The organism is Kitasatospora sp. MAP12-44, from assembly GCF_029892095.1.
Lineage (GTDB): Bacteria > Actinomycetota > Actinomycetes > Streptomycetales > Streptomycetaceae > Kitasatospora.
This window is the reverse complement of record NZ_JARZAE010000004.1, coordinates 5,302,350-5,318,457: the sequence shown is the minus strand read 5'-3', so window position 1 is coordinate 5,318,457 and position 16,108 is coordinate 5,302,350. Positions and strand designations below refer to the sequence as shown.

General features: G+C 73.8%; 13 protein-coding genes. 6 read left to right on the top strand and 7 right to left on the bottom strand.

Going from position 1 to position 16,108, the window contains the following annotated elements; genetic code table 11:
- Positions 1 to 129: 129 nt before the first annotated feature.
- The gene (locus P3T34_RS24650; RefSeq protein ID WP_280672353.1) at positions 130 to 483 is read right to left on the bottom strand and encodes an MGMT family protein; all 354 of its coding nucleotides are present in this window, start codon (positions 481 to 483) and stop codon (positions 130 to 132) included.
- Positions 484 to 642: 159 nt separating this feature from the next.
- On the opposite strand from P3T34_RS24650, the gene P3T34_RS24645 reads away from it, so the two are divergent.
- Positions 643 to 3,297: a lysylphosphatidylglycerol synthase transmembrane domain-containing protein gene (locus P3T34_RS24645; protein WP_280668222.1), complete on the top strand. Its 2,655-nt coding sequence runs from the start codon at positions 643 to 645 to the stop codon at positions 3,295 to 3,297.
- A gap of 74 nt (positions 3,298 to 3,371) precedes the next feature.
- On the opposite strand, the gene moeZ is transcribed toward P3T34_RS24645, so the two are convergent.
- The 5 genes from moeZ to P3T34_RS24620 all read right to left on the bottom strand — a co-directional run bounded on the left by moeZ (position 3,372) and on the right by P3T34_RS24620 (position 9,470).
- A complete protein-coding gene (gene moeZ / locus P3T34_RS24640; protein ID WP_280668221.1) occupies positions 3,372 to 4,550 on the bottom strand; it encodes an adenylyltransferase/sulfurtransferase MoeZ in 1,179 nt (392 codons plus the stop codon).
- 144 nt (positions 4,551 to 4,694) lie between these two features.
- Positions 4,695 to 5,648 carry an NAD(P)-dependent oxidoreductase gene (locus tag P3T34_RS24635; RefSeq protein WP_280668220.1) on the bottom strand — a complete coding sequence of 318 codons (954 nt, stop codon included), beginning with the start codon at positions 5,646 to 5,648 and terminating at the stop codon, positions 4,695 to 4,697.
- Positions 5,649 to 5,710: 62 nt separating this feature from the next.
- Positions 5,711 to 6,568: a hypothetical protein gene (locus P3T34_RS24630; RefSeq protein ID WP_280668219.1), complete on the bottom strand. Its 858-nt coding sequence runs from the start codon at positions 6,566 to 6,568 to the stop codon at positions 5,711 to 5,713.
- Positions 6,568 to 8,163, bottom strand: coding sequence for a DUF3492 domain-containing protein (locus P3T34_RS24625; RefSeq protein WP_280668218.1), 1,596 nt, complete (start codon positions 8,161 to 8,163; stop codon positions 6,568 to 6,570). The genes P3T34_RS24630 and P3T34_RS24625 overlap by 1 nt, the downstream gene beginning before the upstream one ends.
- Positions 8,164 to 8,465: 302 nt before the next feature.
- Complete coding sequence (locus P3T34_RS24620) at positions 8,466 to 9,470, bottom strand: alpha/beta hydrolase (RefSeq protein ID WP_280668217.1); 1,005 nt, start codon at positions 9,468 to 9,470, stop codon at positions 8,466 to 8,468.
- Positions 9,471 to 9,694: 224 nt separating this feature from the next.
- On the opposite strand from P3T34_RS24620, the gene P3T34_RS24615 reads away from it, so the two are divergent.
- The 3 genes from P3T34_RS24615 to P3T34_RS24605 all read left to right on the top strand — a co-directional run bounded on the left by P3T34_RS24615 (position 9,695) and on the right by P3T34_RS24605 (position 11,169).
- Positions 9,695 to 10,387, top strand: a complete 693-nt coding sequence (locus P3T34_RS24615; RefSeq protein ID WP_280668216.1) for a TetR/AcrR family transcriptional regulator — start codon at positions 9,695 to 9,697, stop codon at positions 10,385 to 10,387.
- 120 nt (positions 10,388 to 10,507) lie between these two features.
- Positions 10,508 to 10,735, top strand: a complete 228-nt coding sequence (locus tag P3T34_RS24610; protein ID WP_280668215.1) for a DUF3107 domain-containing protein — start codon at positions 10,508 to 10,510, stop codon at positions 10,733 to 10,735.
- A 128-nt stretch (positions 10,736 to 10,863) separates the two neighbouring features.
- Positions 10,864 to 11,169, top strand: a complete 306-nt coding sequence (locus tag P3T34_RS24605; RefSeq protein ID WP_280668214.1) for a hypothetical protein — start codon at positions 10,864 to 10,866, stop codon at positions 11,167 to 11,169.
- A 35-nt stretch (positions 11,170 to 11,204) separates the two neighbouring features.
- Here P3T34_RS24605 and P3T34_RS24600 read toward each other — a convergent pair whose 3' ends face one another.
- Complete coding sequence (locus P3T34_RS24600; protein WP_280668213.1) at positions 11,205 to 11,936, bottom strand: ferritin-like fold-containing protein; 732 nt, start codon at positions 11,934 to 11,936, stop codon at positions 11,205 to 11,207.
- Positions 11,937 to 12,550: 614 nt separating this feature from the next.
- On the opposite strand from P3T34_RS24600, the gene P3T34_RS24595 reads away from it, so the two are divergent.
- Both P3T34_RS24595 and P3T34_RS24590 read left to right on the top strand, forming a co-directional pair.
- Positions 12,551 to 14,917, top strand: coding sequence for a DEAD/DEAH box helicase (locus P3T34_RS24595; RefSeq protein ID WP_280672350.1), 2,367 nt, complete (start codon positions 12,551 to 12,553; stop codon positions 14,915 to 14,917).
- Between the two features lie 116 nt (positions 14,918 to 15,033).
- Positions 15,034 to 15,915, top strand: coding sequence for an alpha/beta hydrolase (locus P3T34_RS24590; RefSeq protein WP_280668212.1), 882 nt, complete (start codon positions 15,034 to 15,036; stop codon positions 15,913 to 15,915).
- The last annotated feature ends 193 nt before the right edge of the window (positions 15,916 to 16,108 follow it).

Below are 16,108 nucleotides of genomic sequence, written 5' to 3'. Positions count from 1 at the left end.
TGGGGGGAGAGTCCGACCACCGAGCCTACGAGATCGACGGGCGTGCGCCGGAACGGGTGCGCCCGGTCACACGAATGAGTGGGGTCCGGGCGGCGCAGGATTCGGACTGTGTCCGCGCTAACGCTCCTCTTACCGCCCGTCCCAGCGGGCCTGCCGCAGATCCACCCGGGGCAGGCTCTCGGCCGCCTGCGAGCCCCGAGCCGGGCCCCGACCGACCCGCAGCGGCGTACCCTCGACCCGGTAGGCGGCCAGCGCGCGCTGCTCGTGACCCGGCAGCAGCGCACCGTCCGCCCGCACCACTCGCCACCAGGACACCGCGCCACCGTAGAGCGCCAGGACCCGCCCCACCTGGCGCGGACCGCCCTGTTCCAGGTACTCGGCCACGTCCCCGTAGGTCATCACCCGACCGGGCGGGATCCGGTCGATCAGGTCGAGCACCAGCTCGGCGAAGGGGGGCAGGTCACCATCCTGCTGCTGGTCCATGCTGTTCTCCGTCACCCCCGGGATTCTTCCGCATCCGGACGAGCGACGAGCGCCCAGCGGGCGTATTCGCCGCGCCCGGTTCGGCCCCTGTCCAGCGGCGGCCGACTCGGCATGCCACCATCTTCGAGGCGGTGAGTGGTGATACGAGGACAAGACCAGATGACCGGGACGGCTGACGTGGACGTGGACGAGGGCTCCGAGGAGCCCACCGCCGCACTGCCCGCCCCCGAGGAGCCGAAAGTCTCCCTGGTGAAGCAGGCCCGTCCCGCCGTGCGCGCAATCCCCGAGCCCGCGCCGGTGCCCGTGGCCGTGCCGGCGCCCGAGCCCGAGCCCGAGGGCGACGACCTCGCGGTCGACGAGCCGCTGCTCGCGGCCCGCGCACACCGACCCTCCGACCTGATCCGCCTGCTGGCCGGCCTGCTGGGCATCATCGCGCTCTTCGTCCTGGCCGGGATCGCGACCTCGACCACCAGCGGCCTCGAAAGCGACATCAACGTCAACATCCGGCACATCCCGTCCTGGCTGAGCACCGTCGGAAGCCTGGTCTCCAGCATCGCCGTGCTGGGTGTGCCGCTGGCCTTCGCCGTCGAGCGGCTGATCAAACGCGACGGCCTGCGGGTGGCCGACGGCGTGCTCGCCTCGGTGCTCGCCTACGGGGTCTCGCTGGCCGTCGACTGGTGGGTGGCCGAGGGCGCCTCGGAGGCCATCCGCAACGCGCTGACCCAGCTGCCGGACACCGGCAGCACCTCGCTCACCGACCCTGTGCACGGCTACCTGGCGCCGGTGATCGCCTATATGACAGCCGTCGGGATGGTCAGCCGACCACGCTGGCGGGTCGCGCTGTGGATCGTGGTGATCCTCAGCGGCGCCACCGAGCTGATCAGCGGCTACACCACCGTCCTCTCGCTCCTGCTGACCGTGCTGATCGGCTGGTCGGTGGCGTACGGGACGCTCTACGCGATCGGCTCGCCGAACATCCGCCCGACCGGCCAGCACCTGATGCTCGGCCTGCGCAAGGTCGGCTTCGCGCCCACCGGCGCCCACCGCGCACCGGACGCCCCCGGCGGCACCCGGCGCTACTACGTCAACCAGAACGACGGCCCGACCCTCGACGTCCACATCATCGACCGCGAGCAGCAGGCCTCCGGCTTCTTCTACCGGGTCTGGCGCCGGCTGCTGCTGCGCTCGGTGGCCGTCCGGCGCAGCCCGCAGTCGCTGCGCCAGGCGCTGGAGCAGGAGGCCCTGATCGCCTACGCGGCGGCCGCGGCCGGTGCGCATGCCCCGCAGCTGGTGGCCACCTCGGAGCTCGGCCCGGACGCGGCCATCCTGGTCTACGAGAAGGTCGAGGGCCGCGCGCTCGACGAGCTGTCGGCCGCCGAGATCACCGACGAGGTGATGGCCTCCTTCTGGGAGTCGGTCGGCGTCCTGCACCAGCGCCGGATCGCCCACCGGCGGCTGACCGGCGAGTCGCTGCTGGTGGTAAACGAGAAGCTCGGCGCGCTGGTCAACCTCTCCGGCGGCGACATCGCGGCCGGCGACCTCACCCTGCGGATCGACACCGCCCAGCTGCTGACCACCTTCGCGCTGCGGGTCGGCCCCGAGCGCGCGGTCGCCACCGCCACCCGGGTGCTGGGACCCGATCGGGTGGCCGCCTCGCTGCCGCTGCTGCAGCCGGTCGGCATGAGCCGGCAGACCAGGGCGGACCTGGCCCGGCAGTCCAAGGACCGCAAGGCCGCCGCCCAGGCGCTGGCGCTGGAGCAGGTGGCGGCCGGCGAGCGCACCCAGGAGCAGGCCGAGGAGGACATCACCGCGGCCGGCGAGGACCTGCTCAGCAAGATCCGCGCCCAGATCCTGGAGATCGTGCCGGAGGCCCCGCTGGCACCGGCCAAGTTGGAGCGGCTCAAGCCGAAGAGCCTGATCATGGTGATCGCGCTGGCCTTCGCGGCCTATCTCGCGGTGACCACCATCCAGCCCGGTCAGCTGAAGCTCTCGCAGATGAACTGGGCCTGGGCCTCGGCCGCGCTGGCCGCCGCCGCGGCCAGCTACGGCGCCGCGGCGATGAGCCTGACCGGCTTCGTCCCCGAGAAGCTGCCGTTCGGGCGGACCATGGCGGCCCAGCTGGCCGGCTCCTTCGTCAAGCTGGTGGCACCCGCCGCGATCGGCGGCATCGCGCTCAACACCCGCTACCTGCAGAAGTCCGGCGTGCGGCCGGGCCAGGCGGTGGCCAGCGTGGGCGCCTCGCAGCTCGCCGGGCTGGCCGGCCACCTGCTGCTGCTCTTCGGCTTCGGTCTGATCACCGGCAGCCAGCGCAACGGCGACGTCGGCAGCCAGCGGGCGGTGATCATCGGGGTGCTGGCAGCGGCCGTGCTGGCGCTGGTGATCGCGGCGGTCGCACCGCTGCGCCGCTTCGTGGTGACCCGGGTGCGCGGCCTCTTCTTCGGGGTGGTCCCCCGGATGCTCGACCTGATGCAGACGCCCAGCAAGCTGGTCACCGGCTTCGGCGGCATCGTGCTGCTGACGCTGGCCTTCACCGCCTGCCTGGACGCCTCGGTGCGGGCCTTCGGCGGCTCGATGAGCTACCCGACCGTCGCGGTGATCTTCCTGACCGCGAACGCGGCCGGCTCGGCCGTGCCGACCCCGGGCGGGATCGGGCCGGTCGAGCTGGCCCTGATCGGCGCACTCGCCAGCTTCGGCGGCCTGCCGGCGGCCACCGCGACCTCCGCCGTCTTCCTCTTCCGGGCGCTGACCTTCTGGCTCCCGGTGGTGCCCGGCTGGATCGCCTACACCTATCTGCAACGCAAGGGCGCGATGTGAGCGCCATGCTGAAAGGCCGCGGGCCGGGCTCCTGATCCAGGAGCCCGGCCCGCGGCCTTTCACACGACTGCGCGTCAGTAGACCGGCTTGTGGGGCTCGATCTGGTTGACCCAGCCGACCACGCCGCTGCCCAGGTGGACGGCGTCGGAGAAGCCGGCCGACTTCAGGACGGCCAGCACCTCGGCCGAGCGGACGCCGGTCTTGCAGTGCAGGACGATCTTCTTGTCCTGCGGCATCAGCTCCAGGGCGTTGCCCATCAGGAACTCGTTCTTCGGGATGAGCGTGGCGCCGGGGATGTTGACGATCTCGTACTCGCCGGGCTCGCGGACGTCGACGAGGAAGATCTTCTCGCCGTTGTCCTGCCACTCCTTGAGCTGCTTGGGCGTGATGGTCGACCCGATGGCGGCCTCCTGGGCCTCCTCCGAGATCGCGCCGCAGAACGCCTCGTAGTCGATCAGCCCGGTGACCGTGGGGTTCTCGCCGCAGAGCGCGCAGTCGGGGTCCTTGCGGACCTTGACCTGGCGGTAGTTCATCTCCAGGGCGTCGTAGATCATCAGTCGGCCGACCAGCGGCTCGCCGATGCCGGCCAGCAGCTTGATCGCCTCGGTGACCTGGATCGAGCCGATCGAGGCGCAGAGCACCCCGAGCACGCCGCCCTCGGCGCAGGAGGGGACCATGCCTGGCGGCGGGGCCTCCGGGTAGAGGCAGCGGTAGCAGGGACCGTGGTCGGCCCAGAAGACGCTGGCCTGGCCGTCGAAGCGGTAGATCGAGCCCCAGACATACGGCTTGCCGAGCAGCACCGCGGCGTCGTTCACCAGGTAACGGGTGGCGAAGTTGTCGGTGCCGTCCACGATCAGGTCGTAGCCGGAGAAGATCTCCATGACGTTCTCGTTGTCGAGGCGCTCGTCATGCAGGATCACGTTGACGTACGGGTTGATCTCCTTGACCGAGTCGCGCGCGGACTCGCCCTTGGAGCGGCCGATGTCGGACTGGCCGTGGATGATCTGGCGCTGGAGGTTGGACTCGTCGACGGTGTCGAACTCCACGATGCCCAGCGTGCCCACACCGGCCGCGGCCAGGTACATCAGCGCCGGAGAGCCGAGGCCACCGGCGCCGACACAGAGCACCTTGGCGTTCTTCAGCCGCTTCTGCCCGGCCATCCCGACATCCGGGATGATCAGGTGGCGGGAGTACCGGCGGACCTCGTCGACGGTGAGCTCGGCAGCCGGCTCAACCAGGGGTGGCAGCGACACGGGGACTCCGATGGTCGTCAGTGTTCGGTAGTGACTACGCCAACAGTGTCACGTCCACCCGGTATTCCGAGACAGCAAGTCCGACAGGCGAGACGCGGCGCGCCGGATCGTGGGACCTGGCTGACCGACCGCAGCCAGGCGGGCTCACACCCGGCAGGCCGTCTCAAGCCACACATCGCCCAGCGACTCCTCCAGCGGCGTGCAGGCCCGCCAGCCGAGCCGCTCCCGCGCCGTGCGCACGTCAGCCTGCCGCCAGGGCACCGGCTCGGCGTACGGGCGCGGCTCGGCCGGCGGCCGCTCCCCGCCGCCGTGCTCGCCGACCGGCTGGGCCGGCAGCACCACCGCCCTGGCCTCCTCGGTCAGCGCCCCCTCGAAGCCCGATGCCCTGACCAGCAGATACGCCGCGTCCCTGGACCGCACGGCATGCCCGCTGCCGATGTTGATCACCCCGGTGGCGGCCGAGACCGCCGCCGCCCGGACCGCCAGCGCCACGTCCCGGACGTCGACGAAATCCCGGAACGCCGACAGGTCCGGCATCCTGACCTGCGACTCCTGCTGCTCCAGCGCCCGGCGCAGGCCGTCGGCGAGCCGGCCGAAGAGCGAGGCGGCGGGCGCGCCGGGCCCCACCACGTCGAAGACCCGCAGCACCGCCGCGTCCAGCCCGGAGGAGGTCACCAGCTCCGTCCCGGTGAGCTTGGACACCCCGTACGGACCGACCGGGCGCGGCTCGGCGGTCTCCGCGATCGGCGCGCCGGGCGCCACCGCCCCGTACTCCGCCGCCGACCCGACGTGCACCAGCCTGGCCGGCTGCCGGCTGCGCCGGATCGCCTCGCAGACCGTCGCCACCGCGAGGGCGTTGGCGCGGATCAGCGCCCGGGAGGTGCCATAGGTCGCCCCGGCGCAGTTGATCACCACCTGCGGCGCCACCGCGTCCAGGAACCGGGCCAGCGCCCCCGGGCTCCCGGCCGACAGGTCGAACCGGATGTCGGCCGAGTCGCGTCGGCCGAGCACCGTGACCTGCAGGTCACGGTCCAGCAGCAGACGGTCGGCGACCCGACGGCCGATGTAGCCGTCGGCGCCCAGCAGCAGCACCCTCATCGGGGGTGTCCTTCCACGAGATCAGTGAGACGGGAGTTCTGAGGGGCTCGGACCGGCCGGCCTCAGCGGTACGAGCCGGGCCGGCCGAGGACGATCCACGCGTACGGCAGCAGCACCGTCGCGGCCGAGCCGGCCGCGACCGCCGCCGGTACGCCCGGCGCCGCGGCCCAGCCGGGCAGCAGGCCGCCCGCGCGCAGCAGCAGGCCGACGACCGCCAGCGTGTCGGCGGCCAGCAGCCCGGCCAGCGCCACCCGAGCCTGACCGCACCGGTGCAGCACCGCGGCCGAGCCCACCAGCAGCCCCAGCGCGGCCTGCGCCGACCACTGCGCGGCCCCGGCCTGCTGGAAGGCGCTCTGCAGTAGGCCGGCGGCCGGGCCCGGACGGGGGGCCAGCACGGTGAGCACGGCCAGCGCGGCGAAGCTGACCACCGCGAGCACCGCGAGATACAGCCCGAGCGCGACCGGCAGGACCGGACGCATCCTGGCCCGGAACTCGGCGATCGTCGCGGACGTGCGCAGCTGCACCCGCCCGACGTGCCGCAGCCAGCGCGCCGAGCAGCCCGCCGCCCCGGTCGCGGCGCCGGCGGCCAGCACCAGCGCGACGGTCGCACCGCCGCCGGGCGCGGCCAGCGGCAGGCAGAGCGCGCCGAGCAGCCCCAGGGCCCGTACTGCCCCGCGGGCCGGCCGGTCGGCGGCGGGCGGCACCCCGCGAGCGGCCGCCGGGCCGTCGCCCGGCTTGCGGGGGACCCGGGCGAACAGCTCCTCGGCGAGCGAGAAGACGTCGCCGTGCCGGTAGCGCGCGGCCGTGGCGGCGCCGATCCCGGCCTCCTCCAGGGCCGCCGCGATCTCCAGCGGGTCGACGGCGCGCTCGCAGAGCTCCTGATGGGCCGCCATCAGCTCGCGCACCGGGTCCCCGGGCATCAGACTGCCTCCGCCATCGCCCCGGCGTCCGCGGGCTCGGCACCGGCCTCGGGAGCTGGAACAGGAGAAGGAGCGGCCACCGCTCGGCTGCCCGCCACCCAGAACTCGGCGGGCCGGGCGAACGGCTGCGGCACCGCCCGGCGGTCCCCGGCCGGGAAGGCCGGGAAGCGCGAGACCACCTCCAGGTAGATCTCCCGGAACGCCGCGACCGCCGGTTCCACCGCGAATCGTTCCTGCGCCCGCAGCCGGCCCGCCAGACCGAGCCGCGCGCGCCGCTCCTCGTCCCCGAGCAGCGCCAGGCAGGCGACCGCCAGGGCCTGCGGGTCGGCGGGCGGCACCACCAGGGCGGTCGGCCCGACCACCTCGCGCACCGCCCCGACATCGGTGGCCACCAGCGCGCGGCCGCTGAGCATCGCGTCGGCCGGCAGCCGGGGCCCGCGGTGCGCCCGGGCCGAGAAGACCACCACCGTCCCGCTCGCCCAGGCCTCGGCCAGCGAGGCCGGCCGGCCCGCGAACTCCACCGCGGACTCCTCCGCCGTGCCCACCCCGAGCGCCGCGCCGAGCCCCAGTCGCCCGGCGATCGCCCGGCAGTGCGCCAGGTAGCCGGGCGGACCCTCGACGCCGTACATCCGCAGCCGCGCGGTGGGCAGCTCGGCCCTGACCCGGGCGAACGCGTGCAGCATCAGCTCCGGATCGCTGCCGGGCTCCAGCATCCCGGCCCAGACCAGGGTCGGCTCCGCCGGCTCGGGCCCGGCCGCCGCTCTGGCCACCGCCTCGGTGCCCTCGTAGACCACCCGGATCCGCTCGGGGCCGGCGCCGCAGCGGCGCTGCCACTCCCGGTCGAACGAACTGCCCGGGGTCAGCACCGCGGCCTGCCGGTAGGTCTCCTCGGTCAGCAGCCGGAAGTACGAGAGCAGCAGCGCGCGCACCGGCCAGCGGTAGGGCGCGTGCCGGTAGCCGAGGTACTGCTCGCGCAGGTGCAGCCCGTGCTCGGTGAGCACGAACGGCACCCCGTACAGGCGCTTGGCCAGCAGCGCGGGCAGCGCGGCCGGGCCGCCGCCCACCACATGGCAGAGGTCGGCGCCGGCCAGCGTGTCGGGGCCCTCGCCGTACCAGTCGGCCGACAGCGGGCGCAGGCACTGCTCCAGCAGGTCGCCGGCCACCAGCACGTCCCTGACCAGCGGTTGACCGGCCGCGGTGTCCGCGCCGGGCGAGCGCCAGACCTTCTCCAGCACCCGCTGGGCATGCCCGGAGGCCAGGAAGCCGGGCAGCGCGCCGTCCTGGCGGGCGAGCTCGGCCAGCCGGTAGAGGCCGCCGGCGAACCCCGCGCGCTCGCCGGGCATGACCAGCGCCCTCACCAGCTCCTGGTACGCCAACGCGTAAGCGCGCCGGCGCACCGCGCCCGGCCCGCGCCCGGTCGGCCGGGGCCCGCGCAGCACCAGCGTGCGCACCCCGGGCGCCGGCTCGGCCGCCGCACCCGGCAGCAGGACGTAGCGCTGGAAGTCGTGCTCCGGCAGCCCAGCGGCCAGCCGGCCGGACCAGTCGGCACGCTGCGCGTGCGGTTGAGTGCCCTCGGTGAGCAGAGCTATGCGCACGACGACCTCCAGAAGCAGAAGACTGGACGATGACCCGATGACGGAGCTCGAACCTGAGCAGTGGTGCGCGGCGGGCGACTGCCTCAGCCGAGCCGCGGACCGCGCACGCTAACCCTCTGGCGCCCCCGCACCCCGGCCGACGCGCCTGATACCCACCCCCGGGCGCCCACGGTCGCGCCCCCACATCTGTTCGGTCCGACATCACGAAGGTAGGGCCCTGTCCGGGCCGCCATCGGTCACATGCCTGCCTGCCACCTGAACGAGTGAACCCCCGTAACTTCGGGAATCGTCCGGCGTTTGCGTCAGAAGTCGGAGCCCTCCGCCGCGCCCCGCACCTCGCGGGCCGCCACCTCGCGCAGGAACGCCCGCACCGAGCGCGCGACCAGCTCCGGGTGCTCCATCATCGCCACGTGCCCGGACTCCGGCAGCACCAGCAGCCGGGCGTCCCGGAAGGCCGCGCAGGCCCGCGCCGCCGAGCGGTAGGACACCAGCTTGTCGCGCAGCCCGTAGATCAGCAGCACCGGCACCTCGACCCGCTCGGCCTGCCGCCAGAGCGCCTGCTCCCCGCGCTCGGTGTACGCCGAGACGATCCCGCGCGCCGACCCGACCAGCATCTGCAGCGCGTACGGCAGCGCCATCCGCCGCCGGTACTCGGTCACCGCCTGCTCCCGGCGCTCGGCCGGGATGGCCCCCGCGTTGCCGTAGACCAGATCGAGCAGCCCATCGGTGGCCTGTTCGACGCTGCGGCCCCCGGACGGGATCCGCTGGATCAGCCGGGTCGCCCCGGGCACCGCCAGCAGCCCGGTGGGCAGCGCGGTGCGCTGCGGAGGCAGCTCGGGCAGGGCCGGCGAGATCAGCGTCAGGCTGCGCACCAGATCCGGGCGAAGGGCGGTGAGCCGCACCGCGACCGCGCCGCCGAGCGAGTTGCCGACCAGGTGCACCGGTCCCCGGCCGCTCGCCTCCAGGTAGCCGATCACCGCCCTGACATGGCCGGACACCGAGACATTGCCGTCCAGCGGCGGCGCCGACCAGCCGAACCCGGGCAGGTCGAGGGCCTCGCCGCGGACCTCCCCGCCGAGCGCGGACATCAGGTCCGTCCAGTTGTCGGACGAGCCGCCGAGCCCGTGCACGAAGAGCGCCTCGGGCAGCCCGGCGGAGGGCTCGGCGGTGGGACCGGTGACCGAGAGCACCGCACCCGGCACCTCGACCGCGCGGGTCCCCCAGCGTCCGGCCGGACGCCCCTCGGCACCCGCACCCGCCCCGGCCTCCTGCGCCGCCCCGGCCTCCTGCTGCTGCTCAGTGCTCATGGGAGATGATGGTAATGAGACTCTGGCGCCCCGACGGGCCGCGCGCCGTATTGTGAGCACCCGACAACCCGAGCTGCGCTTTTTCTCAGCCCGGCAGGGCACAGACCGGGTTACCCGAAAGTAGACTCAGTCCCCTTGCCAGCCCATGCACGGTCCCGCCCTCGGGACGCCGACCGGACACCGGCCGGGGCCCCCGTGCAGCCGACCGTGAAGTGAGGAGCGCCGTGACGGCCATCCAGGAGGCGCAGGACCGCCCACGCGGCGCCCGTCTGCCCCGCAGCGCCCGCCGTGAGCAGCTGCTCGGAGCCGCGCAGGAGGTGTTCGTCGCGCAGGGCTACCACGCCGCCGCGATGGACGACATCGCCGAGCGCGCCGGGGTCAGCAAGCCGGTGCTCTACCAGCACTTCCCCGGGAAGCTGGAGCTCTACCTCGCGCTGCTCGACAAGCACTGCGACGCCCTGGTCGAGGCCACCCGGACCGCGCTGGACGCGACCGTGGACAACAAGCAGCGGGTGGCCGCCACCATGGAGGCGTACTTCCGCTACGTCACCGGTGAGTCCGGCGCGTTCCGGCTGGTCTTCGAGTCCGACCTGACCAACGAGCCGGCCGTGCGCGAGCGGGTCGAGCGGGCCGCCGACATGAGCGCCACCCTGGTCAGCAAGGTGATCGCGGAGGACACCGACCTGCCCGAGGCGGAGGCCAAGCTGCTGGCCGCGGGCGTCTGCGGACTGGCCCAGATCACCGCCCGCTACTGGCTCTCGCAGGGCAGCGATATCCCCCGCGACGAGGCGGTCCGGCTGGTCGCCAGCCTTGCCTGGCGCGGCCTCAAGGGCTTCCCGATGCACCCCGGGGACCAGCCCCAGGGCCAGGAGGAGGCCCACGAGGGCAACCAGGGGCAGGCACCGGCTACCGACTGATCCGCCGCGGAGACGGGTCGTTGCTCTATGGTGAAGCCGTACGGCCCGGTAGCCGCGAACACCTGTTCCCAGGTGAGGGGTACCGGGCACGGATAGCTGCAACCCGGAGGGACGGAAGCCGTGGAGGTCAAGATCGGCGTGCAGAACGCGCCTCGAGAGATCGTTCTCGAGAGCCCGCAGACTGCCGATGAGGTCGAGAGTGCGGTCGCCAAGGCACTGGAGGGCACCTCGAAGGTCTTCTCGCTGACCGACGAGCACGGCCGCCGCGTCATCGTCCCGGCCGAGCGCCTGGCGTACGTGGAGATCGGCGAGCCGAGCCAGCGCAAGGTCGGCTTCGGCACCATCTGACAGGCCTGGCGATGCCCACCGTTCCCCCGGGAGCGGTGGGCATCGCCATGTCCAGGCGTAGAGCCGGCGCCGCGCGGGTATGCAGTGGCCACAGCGGATCGCGTGGACTCAAGTTCGGGAGGCCGGCCGTGCCCTTGCCCGTCGCAGCGCTCGTCTTCGCCCTGATCGGGCTGCTCGCCGGCTTCGGCGTGCTCGCCGTGCTGCCCGAGTACTTCCCGATGGCGCGCGGTCTGACAATCGGCACCGCGCTGGTGTCCGCCCTGCTCAGCGGCACGGTCACCCGGTACACGCTGAACGGCGTGACGCCCGCGGTCTGCATCGCGCTCACCGTCCTGTTCACCGGCCTGCTCACCTCGGTGCTGGCCCGGCCGGACCTGGCGGCGGCCCGGCACGGCAGCCACCGCGGCCACCGCCGCCGGCACCGGGCCGCCTGACACCTGAGGACGACCAGGGGAGGCCAGGCCCAGGCTTAGGAGGCCAGGCCCAGCGCGCCCATCCGCCGGGTGTGCGCCTCGGTGATCCGGTTGAACATCTTGCCGACCTCGACCAGATCGAAGCCGCCCATCTCGGCGCCGCCGACCAGCAGGTTCGACAGCGCGTCGCGCTCGGCCACCACCCGCTGGGCCTGGCTGAGCGCCTCACCCATCAGCCGGCGTCCCCAGAGCGCGAGGCGCCCGCCGACCCGCGGGTTCTCCACGATCGCCTGGCGCACCTTGTCCACCGCGAACTGCGCGTGGCCGGTGTCGCTCATCACCCGCAGCACCAGGTCCCGGGTGTCGTCGTCCAGCCGGACGGCAACCTCGCGGTAGAAGTCGGTGGCGATCGAGTCCCCGACGTACGCCTTGACCAGGCCCTCGAGCCAGTCGGACGGCGCGGTCATCCGGTGGAAGGACTCCAACGGCTCGACGAACGGGGTCATCGACGCGGTCGGGTCGGCGCCGATCTCGGCGAGTCGGTCGTGCAGCAGCTGGTAGTGCGCGAACTCGGCGGAGGCCATCCGGGCCAGCGCGGCCTTGTCGGCCAGCCCCGGGGCGAACTTGGCGTCGTCGGCCAGCCGCTCGAAGGCGCTCAGTTCGCCGTACGCGAGTGCGCCGAGCAGGTCCAGCACCGCGGCCCGGTAGTCCGGGTCGGCCGAGCAGGTCGTCCAGTCGCCGATCGAGCCGATCGCACCGACCTTGCCGGCGTCGCCATGAGTCTCCATGAAGCGTCACTCTAGACCGCGCCACGGCGAGTCGACGGCCCGACTCAGACGCGTCACGTGTTCGACTGGTCGGCTGACTGTACAGTGGTACAGAGGCCCGTAGTGCCCGCACGGTTCGCAGACCGCGCGGGTTCGGTTCGTCCGGACGATTCCGGCGCGCAACCCGGGCGCTCAGTACGCGGATGCCCGGTCGGAGACCCGATCGGCTCCGACCTTGGCTTGGACCTCAAGCCAGGCACCGCATCAGTGGCCGAGCGAGGGCCGCCGCGGACCGCGCCGTTCGGCGCCGGTCCCGCGCCGAACCCCTCACGGGACATCTCCCCCACGCCACGGGACGACGCCGCCCTTTCGGGCCGGCCCTCCCGGACGCCGCAGGGACCGGCGCGGTCGTGCACGACCACGCAGCTGGCGACCAGGGCCCTTTCCCGGCCCGGGCGCGGCCGCGCGGCTGCCCGCCCGTCCTCTCGCTCTCGGCCCGCCCACATGGAAGAGGCAGCACCCTGTCCACCACGACTGAACCGACGAAGACCACGTTCCGCGAACTCGGCATCCTGCCCGAGACCGCCGAGGCGCTGGAAGCGGTCGGCATCATCCACCCCTTCCCGATCCAGGAGATGACCCTCCCGGTCGCGATGACCGGCCACGACGTCATCGGCCAGGCCAAGACCGGCACCGGCAAGACCCTCGGCTTCGGCCTGCCGCTGATCGAGCGCGTGGTCGTCCGCGCCGACATCGACGCCGGGCGCGCCACCGAGGCGCAGCTCTGCGAGAGCCCGCAGGCACTGATCGTCGTCCCGACCCGCGAGCTCTGCACCCAGGTCACCAACGACCTGCAGACCGCCGGCAAGGTCCGCGACGTACGCGTGCTGGCGATCTACGGCGGTCGGGCCTACGAGCCGCAGGTCGAGGCGCTGAAGAAGGGCGTCGACATCGTCGTCGGAACCCCCGGCCGCCTGCTGGACCTGGCCGGGCAGAAGAAGCTCGACCTCTCCCGGGTCAAGGCCCTGGTGCTCGACGAGGCCGACGAGATGCTCGACCTGGGCTTCCTGCCCGACGTCGAGAAGATCCTCACCATGCTGCCCGCCAAGCGGCAGACCCTGCTCTTCTCGGCCACCATGCCGGGCCAGGTGATCAGCCTCGCCCGCCGCTACATGAGCCAGCCGACCCACATCCGGGCCGCCGCCCCGGACGACACCGGCCACACGGTGGCCTCGGTCACCCAGCACATCTTCCGGGCGCACTCGCTCGACAAGGTGGAGATGGTCTCGCGGATCCTGCAGTCCGAGGGCCGCGGCCTGGCGATGATCTTCTGCCGCACCAAGCGCACCGCCGCCGACGTCTCCGACCAGCTCACCCAGCGCGGCTTCGCGGCCGGCGCGGTGCACGGCGACCTCGGCCAGGGCGCGCGCGAGCAGGCGCTGCGGGCGTTCCGCGCCGGCAAGGTCGACGTGCTGGTCTGCACCGACGTCGCGGCCCGCGGCATCGACGTCGAGGGCGTCACGCACGTCATGAACTACCAGTGCCCCGAGGACGAGAAGACCTACCTCCACCGGATCGGCCGCACCGGCCGGGCCGGCGCGTCCGGCACCGCCGTGACGCTGGTCGACTGGGACGACATCCCGCGCTGGGCGCTGATCAACAAGGCGCTGGAGCTCGGCTTCGGCGAGCCGGAGGAGACCTACTCGACCTCCGCGCACCTCTACGAGTTGCTGAAGATCGCACCCGGGACGACCGGCGTGCTGCCGCGCTCCGAGCGGACCCGGGCCGGCCTCGGCGCCGAGGCCGTCGAGGACCTCGGCGAGACCGGCGGACGCGGCTCGCGCTCCGGCGGTGCCCGCGGCAGTGAGCGGGGCAGTGACCGGGGCGGCGAGCGCGCCGGGGACCGTCCGCGCGGCGGCCGGGGCGGGGCCGAGCGCTCCACCGGACGGCGTGGCGCGGGCGGCGACGCGGTCGAGACGCCGGCCGCGGAGGAGCGTGCGCCGCGGACGCCGCGCGAGCGCCGTCGCACCCGTGGCGGCTCCGCCGGCGCGGACGTCGCGGCGGTCGCGGCCACCTCGGTGACCGGCGGACCGACCGAGGCCCCGGTGGCAGGCGGCGAGGGCGAGAGCGCACCGCGCCGTCGTCGGCGCCGGCCGCGCAGCGGCGGTGCGGGTGGCGAGGGCACCGCTCCGGTCGCCGCCGTGTTCGCCGAGCCGGTCGCGGCTGCCGAGCCCGCTCCGGCGCAGGCCCCGGCCCCGGCCCCGGCCCCGACTCAGGCTGCCGTGCTGCCGGCCCAGGCGACGGCTCCGGCCGCCGCCGGCCCGGTGACCACGCAGCGCAAGCCCGTCCAGCGTGCCCCGCGCAAGATCCGGGCGATCACCGAGGACTACGACACGCCCCAGGCACCCGCCGCGGTGGTCGAGACCCCCGTGGTCAAGGCCCCTGTGGTCAAGGCCGTCGCGCCGGTCGAGGTCGTCGCAGAAGCCGTGGTGGTAGCCGAGCCGGCCGCCACCAAGCCCCGCAAGACCGCGGCCAAGCGCACCACCAAGAAGGCCGCCGCACCGGTCGAGGCCCCCGTGGAGGTGATCGCGGAGGTCGTCGCCGAGGTCGTCGCCGAAGAGGCTCCCGTCAAGCCCCGCAAGGCCGCCGCCAAGCGCACCACCAAGAAGGCCGCCGCCGCAGTCGAGGCCCCCGTGGACGTCGTCGCCGAGGCCGTCGCCGAAGAGGCGCCCGCCAAGGTGACCCGGACGCGCAAGGCCGCCGCGAAGAAGACCGCCGCCAAGGCGCCGGTCGAGGCCGTGGCAGCCGACGCTCCCGCAGCCGAGGCGCCGGTCAAGAAGGCGACCGCCCGCAGGACCACCGCCAAGAAGGCCGCCGCCAAGGCGCCCGTCGAGGCCGTGGCCGCCGAGGCACCGGCCGCCGAGGCCGAGGAGGCCCCGCGCCGCCGCACCCGCGCGCGCCGCCCGGCCACCACGGTCGAGGAGACCCCGGCCGCCGGCTGACGCCCGCACAGCACCACCCGAGGGCCGGCCCGCCGCGACAGCGGTGCGCCGGCCCTCGGGCGTCGCCCCATAAGCTCGGGGTGGCCCCACGTTCCAGCCCGGAGGAGTTCCCCCCGATGAGCACGCCCCGCTTCCTCGACCTCCCCGACTGCGCCCGCGCCGTCCGGCTGACCACGGCGCGCGGCGACTTCGCCACCCTGCTCGCCGAGCCCACCGCGCCGAAGCGCGGCACCGCGCTGCTGGTCCCCGGCTTCACCGGCAGCAAGGAGGACTTCATCGCCCTGCTGGAGCCGCTGGCGGCCGCCGGGTTCCGGGTGGCGGCGGTGGACCAGCGCGGCCAGTACGAGACCGGCGGCCCGGCCGACCAGGGCAGCTACGCGCTCGCCGAGCTCGGCCGCGACATCCGGGAGTTGACCGCCGTGCTGGCCGCCGACGGCGGCCCGGTGCACCTGCTCGGGCACTCCTTCGGGGGTTTCGTGGTGCGCGAGGCGGTGCTCGCCGCGGCGCCCGCGATGCCGTGGGCCTCGCTCACGATGCTCTCCACCGGCCCCGGCCCGATCGACCCCGCCGAGGCCGCCAGGACCAAGCTGCTGATGGACGCGCTGGGCTCGATGGACCTGGAGTCCATCTGGCAGGTCATGCAGTCGATGGACGCGGCCGAGGACGGCGAGCGGGCCGAAGCCCTCGCGCCCGAGGTCGTCGACTTCCTGCACCGCCGCTGGCTGGCCAACATCCCCGCCGCGCTGCTGGCGATGGGTGAGCGGCTGCTCTCCGAGCCCGACCGCACCGAGCAGCTGGCCGCGACCTCGCTGCCCAAGCTGGCCATGTCCGGCGTGCGGGACTACGCCTGGCCGGTCGATGAGCAGGCGCGCACGGCCGAGCGGCTGGGCGCGCCGTACGTCGTGGTGGACGGCGCCGGCCACTCCCCCAACGCCGAGCGCCCGGCGCGGACGGCGGCCGCGCTGGTGGAGTTCTGGTCCTCGGTCCCGACGCTCTGACGTCCCCGCGGTCTGACCGACTCCGCGCTCTGACGTCCCGGCGTTCTGACGAAAAATCGTTAGCTCGGGTAATATTTGATTCAGACCGGGAATGGACGACCCCATATGCGCGGTTGGACCTGAGAGCGCCACGCGGAAACCAGGACTTCACGGGTGGGCAACCGCGGGGACTCAACCCGGCGCCACGATGGTG